The organism is Cyanobacteria bacterium FACHB-DQ100 (genome assembly GCA_014695195.1).
GTDB lineage: Bacteria > Cyanobacteriota > Cyanobacteriia > Leptolyngbyales > Leptolyngbyaceae > Leptolyngbya.
Genome location: JACJNW010000011.1, coordinates 303130 through 309711, shown reverse-complemented (window position 1 = coordinate 309711; position 6582 = coordinate 303130). Strand labels below are relative to the sequence as shown.

The 6582-nt window shown below is 48.9% G+C and carries 8 protein-coding genes; 1 reads left to right on the top strand and 7 read right to left on the bottom strand.

Translation table 11 applies throughout. The annotated features are described in order from the left end of the window. From H6F51_03380 to H6F51_03350, 7 genes are all read right to left on the bottom strand, one after another. Positions 1 to 74 (bottom strand): IS1 family transposase (locus H6F51_03380; protein MBD1821553.1); only part of this gene is annotated, 74 nt, incomplete at its 3' end. A gap of 11 nt (positions 75 to 85) precedes the next feature. Beyond that, positions 86 to 355: a hypothetical protein gene (locus H6F51_03375; protein ID MBD1821552.1), complete on the bottom strand. Its 270-nt coding sequence runs from the start codon at positions 353 to 355 to the stop codon at positions 86 to 88. A gap of 100 nt (positions 356 to 455) precedes the next feature. After that, on the bottom strand, positions 456 to 2342 hold the full coding sequence (gene glmS, locus H6F51_03370) for a glutamine--fructose-6-phosphate transaminase (isomerizing) (protein ID MBD1821551.1): 1887 nt from the start codon (positions 2340 to 2342) through the stop codon (positions 456 to 458). Positions 2343 to 2456: 114 nt separating this feature from the next. Continuing rightward, the gene (locus H6F51_03365) at positions 2457 to 3587 is read right to left on the bottom strand and encodes a hypothetical protein (GenBank protein MBD1821550.1); all 1131 of its coding nucleotides are present in this window, start codon (positions 3585 to 3587) and stop codon (positions 2457 to 2459) included. Between the two features lie 49 nt (positions 3588 to 3636). Beyond that, complete coding sequence (locus tag H6F51_03360; protein ID MBD1821549.1) at positions 3637 to 4866, bottom strand: MFS transporter; 1230 nt, start codon at positions 4864 to 4866, stop codon at positions 3637 to 3639. 85 nt (positions 4867 to 4951) lie between these two features. Next, entirely contained in the window at positions 4952 to 5278 is a 327-nt protein-coding gene (locus H6F51_03355; protein MBD1821548.1) for a type II toxin-antitoxin system PemK/MazF family toxin, read from the bottom strand. Then, positions 5259 to 5486: a hypothetical protein gene (locus H6F51_03350; protein MBD1821547.1), complete on the bottom strand. Its 228-nt coding sequence runs from the start codon at positions 5484 to 5486 to the stop codon at positions 5259 to 5261. Before H6F51_03350 ends, H6F51_03355 begins: the two co-directional genes overlap by 20 nt. A gap of 117 nt (positions 5487 to 5603) precedes the next feature. Between H6F51_03350 and H6F51_03345 the strand changes: the two genes are divergently transcribed. Next, positions 5604 to 6527: a hypothetical protein gene (locus H6F51_03345; GenBank protein MBD1821546.1), complete on the top strand. Its 924-nt coding sequence runs from the start codon at positions 5604 to 5606 to the stop codon at positions 6525 to 6527. The last annotated feature ends 55 nt before the right edge of the window (positions 6528 to 6582 follow it).

Sequence of the window (6582 nt, the reverse complement as noted above, 5' to 3'; positions counted from 1 at the left end):
CAAATATGATTTTGCTTGCCTTTGCGTTTTCCATTCTTGCGAATATGAGTGGATTGGCATTCAGGGCACTGCATTGAGAGTCACCTTAATTCATCTCTCCATTAGGCAACGCCAAATAACGCTTCCTTTCGGCTTCTTTACTAACTCGAATGAATTCTGTTTCAAGATTATTCAGATTCTGATATTTTTGAAACTCTCTAAGTATATTTCCTCGCAGCAATGCACTTGCATCTCTCCTTTTCGCCTCCCATTGTTCTGCTGCATCTGTTAAACGTATTCTCTGGCGGCCATAAAAATACCTCTGGAAAGCGAGTAGAACAGCATAGGTACTCGCTTTCCAAAGATCGTAGTTCATTCGCACCAAATTGTTCAATCGTTTTACAAATTGTCCAACCGTTTTACGAATTGTCCAACCGTTTTATTACTCAACACTCAACAATTTGCACAAGCGACTGCTATTCCACGGTAACGCTCTTTGCTAGGTTGCGTGGCTGATCAACATCTAACCCACGTCGTGCAGCAATATGATATGCCAGCAATTGCAGCGGAATCACCGTGAGAATAGGTGATAGCATTTCATCGACATGGGGAACAGGAATCAGCGTATCAAAGGTATCTGCTGCGTCTTGCTCATCCATCGGAGTCACACCGATCAATCTTGCATCTCGCGCTCGTGCTTCCTGTGCATTTGATAACACTTTCTCAAACACCAATCCAGGCATCGCGATCGTCACAACCGGAACCTTCGCATCTAATAATGCAATGGGGCCATGCTTCATTTCGCCTGCGGGATAACCTTCTGCGTGAATATAGCTAATCTCTTTGAGTTTTAAGGCTCCTTCCAGCGCGATCGGGAAATTGATGCCGCGCCCTAAGAAGATAAAGTCCTGTGTTTCAGCAAAATCGTGGGCGAGTTCTTCGATGTAGCGCTCTTGGCTTTCGAGAATGATTTCAATTTGTGCGGGGAGTTGGCGTAATCCGTTGAGCAGTTGTTCAATGGCTTCGGGCGATTTTGCTTGGCGGCGGAAGGTTAGATCGATCGCTAAAGCGTAAAACGCCATTACCTGAGCGACAAAGGTTTTGGTGGCTGCAACACCGATTTCAATGCCTGCATGAGTTTCGATGATGTTGGGAACGAGCTGACCGAGTGAGCTTTCGGGACGGTTGGTGATCCCCAGCAATCTAGCTTCTAGATCAATGCTGAGTTTGGCTCGACGATCTTTTTCCATTGCTAAGGCTGCTAAGGTGTCCGCAGTTTCACCGGACTGAGTGACTCCGATCGTTAAAGTATTCGGAGTGAGGGGTGAGGCAGAATAGCGGTATTCAGACGCATAATGCACTGAAGTTGGAACTCCGGCTAATTGTTCTAGCAAGTATTTCCCGACTAAGCCAGCGTGCCAACTGGTGCCACAAGCAATCACTTGAATCTGCTGTAGGTTGTCGAGCAATGTGTTGGGAAGACTTAGCTTCACAGGAGAGGTCGCGGTGGCGGCTGTCCAATGTGTATCGAAATAAGCTTCTAAACAAGCCCTGACCACTCCGGGTTGCTCATAAATTTCTTTGAGCATATAGTGTTTGAAGCCCTGCTTTTCCACCATTACCGGATTCACATCTAAGGTGCGAGGCTTCTTCTTCAGGCGTTGTCCTTCAAAGCTGTAAATTTCAACCCCGATCGGAGTCATTCTGGCCAATTCGCCGTTTTCGAGATTCAGCACGGCGCGAGTATAGGGAATCAAGGCGGGTGTATCGGATGCACAGTAGAATTCACCTTGACCAAAGCCGAGAACCACGGGCGCTTGCTGACGCGCAACGATTAATTCATCGGGATAGTCCGCGCAAATAACCGCGATCGCAAATGCCCCGTCTAGTTGTTTCACGACTCGCCGCACCGCTTCGAGCAGAGGAAACTCAACCGAGAATTCTGCTTTGCTCAGTTCTTCTGCAATCAAATGGGGAATGACTTCGGTATCGGTGTCTGAGCGAAATTCAGTCCCGCGACCTTTTAAGGCTTCGCGCAGTTCGCGATAGTTTTCGATAATGCCGTTTTGAATCACCGCAATCCGCATGTTCATATCCATGTGCGGGTGGGCGTTGTATTCTTCGGGTTTGCCGTGGGTTGCCCAGCGAGTGTGAGCGATTCCGGTACGGGCGGGATTGGTTTCGCCTGCAAGTTTTTCTTCGAGATTGTGGAGTTTGCCTTTTGCCCGGACACAGTGAATTTCACCGTCTAAGATTGTGGCAATTCCGGCAGAATCGTAGCCCCGATATTCTAATTTCCGAAGCCCTTCGAGTAGAATTCCACTCGCTTCTTGAGTGCCGATATACCCGACAATTCCGCACATAGCTCACTCCTTAACTGAGGGACGTTATCCCCGATAATTTAGCCTGAGTTTTGGCAAGATACCAGATAAAATTTGGACATTTCGCAATCGCTTGCAAGAGAATTTATAGAAATACTATCGTTTCAGCAGTTGCTTCACGGTTTCTAGATACTCAGGCGCGATCGTAATTCCAGAACCCGGAGTCGGATCAATGACAAAATCGCCGATCGTGTCGATTGCACGTTCGTTAATTGCATCGATCAAAAGTTCGGGCATGGTCAAATTGGCTTCGGCAATTTGCTTCAGGGTGGCATTGGCGTTGATCTGGTGGGCGATCGCGCTCAGGGCTTCGAGTTCAGGAGGCTGTAATTGATGCAGAAAGGTTTCCCATTCGGATGCGGGCTGGGAATTGGGATTGGGTTCGAGTTCGCGGCGGAGGGTAGAAAGTTCGAGATCGAGATGTTCTTTTTGCACGCGGCGATCGAGAATTTGCTGTTCGAGTTGACCGAGTTCACCTTGGAGCGAGGAAATTTGGGCTTGGAGATTACCAATCGCGCCCTGGAGCGATTTTGAGCTACTTTCGACTTGTTGGCGCTTGGGTTCAGCCGAGGCAAGAAACTGATTTAGTTCAGCCCGATATTTCTCTAGTTCTTTGACTTTTGGCTGTAAGGTTGCAATTTGTGTGTCTAATTGTTGCCTCTGAGAGAGTAGCGCATTCACTTCTTTTGTGAGTTCGGCTTTTTGGCTTTGCAGTTCTGCGAGTTGTGCCTGGAATTGATTCAGTTGTGCTTGTGTTGTTTTTAGACCCAGTTCAGCCCGCTGCTTTGCGGATAGAGTGGCAGACAGTGATTTATTCAGTTCGGCTTCTTTTTGTTCGAGTTCTTGCAGCTTGGTTTGTAGCGCGTAAATTTGATTCGTGGGTGAAGCTTGCGGAGAAGTGAGATTCCAGCTTAATTCCTCTTTTTGCTGCCAAAGATTTGAACTTTGGATCTGAAGATTTCGCAGTTGAGTTTGCAGTGCATTTAAACTATTAGAAACCTGATCGCGCTCTTGAGTCATCAGAACCAGCGATTCGTAAGTTTCAGCCCGCCGCCGTTTTAGCGCCCGAATATGTCCGGTTAATTCTTCCGATCGACGATACAGCGCTTGACGATGCTGATTTTCTGTGATTGCTGCTCCGACAAGGCTTGCAAACAGCGTCACGACACTATTGATTACCGATGTCCCAAAGTTGCGTGTGATCAGCAAACTAATTGCAAAACTCACACCCAAGGCAATGAGACTCAGTAATAAACGACTTTTGAACATTGTGCGGCTACGCGGAAGGGCTGTGCCTGACCATTTTATCTAACACTTGTAAAATCAGAACCGCGATCGCAACGGTTGCCACTAAAACTAGCCAGTAGCCACTGGCGATCGTTCTGGTTTGATCGAGTGCCCAGCCGCCGATCGGCGGCCCGATAAAGTAGCCCAGCGCCCAACACTGGGAGTTCACAGCTAAATACACGCCCCGCAGCGATTCAGGCGCAATATCAACCACCAGTGATGCTGCCGAAGGCATATAGGTGACGATCGCAAATGCCAACATTACAAACGTCGCGATCGCCCACCCTAAGTGCATTTGCGCTACAGCTCCGGTTGCCCAGACCAGAGCGAATGCTGCTGCCCAAAATCCTGCTGAAATCATCAAGACCTGAGTTCGACTAAATCGGTTGAGAAACCGAGCGATCGGCAACTGTGCCAGCACTGAAAGCGTTAAATAACCCGTGTACAATGCGCTGATTGTGGTCGGTTCAAAGCCTTTGTCTGGCGTGATCCGCACAATGTTAGTTAGATATAGCGGCAAAGCACTATCGATTTGCACAATGTAGGTTGTAAACATCGTATTGACGATCGCAAAAATCATCAGTCGGCGATCGCTGAGTGCGATTTTCCAGCCGCTCCATTGAGAATGGGGGCTGATCGATCGGTTCGTCTCTTTAATCAGCCAGTAAATGACAACAAAAAACACTAGGAATGAGATGCCATCAATCACAAATAATGCGCGATACAATCCTGTTGCGCTGATCAACAATCCGCCGAGAACAACTCCAATGCCTAATCCCAGAGCATCGGACAAGCGTGTGATCGAATAGGCTTCATTGCGCTGCTCTGGTGTGGTTAAATCTGCAACTACGGCTTCTGTTGCGGGCCAGTAGGTTCCTGTTCCCAAGCCCATTAACAAGTTACCTAGCACAAAGGTTGGGAAGTCATAGGCGATCGCCAGTGCGAAAGACGCGATCGCGCTAATCAGTGCCGACAGGAGTAGGGTTCTTCTCCGTCCCCAGAACTTAGAATCTGCAAATGTCCCCCCCAAAGCACGACCCACCACTCCCGAAACGGCTGCGCTCCCGATCCCGATTCCTACCGAGGTTGCGGACAGCCCGACCTGGTTAACAAAGAAAATCGGTGCGTAAAATAGCGTGAACCCTGTTCCGACTTGAGACAACAATCGCCCAAATGCGAGTAACCAAACTTGGTGCTGAAGACGCGGCAAAAATCCCATGAAGCCCAAACTCTTTCAATACTGCTGTTCAGTGTAGTGGAGAAACCTAGGGCTTCACTCAATTCTGGTTGGGGTTCTTGTTCCCCTAAAATTGCAGCTTAATTTGTGAATCCCACACGGTTTTAACCAGGGCTGCATCACCTTCTGAGATCCTTCCCAGTTTGCTGAATAACAGGATGCTTTCTAAACAATCTAGGCGCGACAGCCGCACAGTGGACGCAACACGCAGTCCACTACTTGCCCAATCGCTCAACATCACATCAGTTTGAGTTCTAGGTTGAGCAGAAGTGACCACTGCAACGATCGCATCTCTGCCGTCGAGCCAAAGAACCAAAACGGGTCGTTTTTTGGAAGCTGTACCATCTGTGAAGGAAATGTCAGCAACCCAAAATTCACCGGGTTGGATAGTCATCGTAAAGCCCTTCATCTTCTGGAGCGTAACCCCTAAGAAAAGCGCGATGATCCCGAATCGACTCAAGCGAAGCCGAATCGGATAGCGGTGTGACCGTGATTAACCATTTCCCAGTCCCGATGCTGCTAATGATCTCATCCGGGAGAGCCAACTTTTCCCCCTCCTGAAGTTCGATCGTGTAAGACAAGTTCACCCGTTTGCTGTTCATCGTTTGAGAAGGCGCAGCTTTCGTTTTCATTGTATCGCGGGTTGAAACGATTTAAGGCTGCATAAAACCCGATCGCCGTCCCTATTCCTCAGATGTAATCGTATAGAGGAAAGACTGATGAACGCTCGTACACTGTTGAACTTGGCTTTAACGATCGCGGTTTCTGCTCCCGTCGCGCTTCCGGTTTCGGCTCAAGTCGTCGTTTCTAACACAGCCTCTATCTCTAGCTCGCAGTCCGGTACAATCATTCCTCAAACGGCAGGAGTCGTGATTAAGCTTCCCGGTGCAGTGAATGTTGATGTGGGACAGAAACAAGACTATCCCTTAACCGTCCCGTTGGCACAACCGCTGATGGATCTGCAAGGAAACGAAGTAGTTCCGGCTGATACGCCCGTCTCGATCAAATTAAAGCCAGAAAATGGTGGAGCGCGAATTGTAGCAGAAGCGATCGTCGTTCGCGGTCAGATTGTCCCGATTCAAGCGACCACGGCGGTGATTCCGGGCAATACGATCGAGCAAGTCAGCGGTGCAGAGCGTGCCCGCGAAAATAGCGGCGTTTTTGGCAATCTTTTGGGGTCTGTTATGGGTGCAACTGCTCCGAGTAGCCGCTCTACTGATATGTTTGAGCGTGGAGGAATGATTGGAGGCGCGATCGGGATTCTCAGTGGGATGTCTTCTCCCAAAAATGTTCGGGTTGTGCAGTTGCCTGCTGCTAGTGTCTATGTGCTGTCGCTGCAAGCTCCGATCGCGTTGCCGATGGGTGCAGTTGCTCCGAATGCTTCACCCACAAACCCACCGCAAGCACCCTCACAACAAACCCAGCCACAATTCAACTTCCGAAACAGCGCCGAATACAACCAAGGCATCGAAGCCTTAATTAAAGCATTCAAGCAAGGACAACTGCCGAAAGCCGAAGCCCGTCAGACGATCGTTGCAGCCGACCAATACGCAGAAACAATGGCTCCAAAACTTTACCCATTAGCAGGCTTACGTCGCCAAGTGGGGCAACTGTTCGATTATACTTACGCCATTGATCGTTAATTCATTCAGTGCTGTAGCGCTCCGCTTCAGCAGCATTCTATCCCTGTTAAAAGAC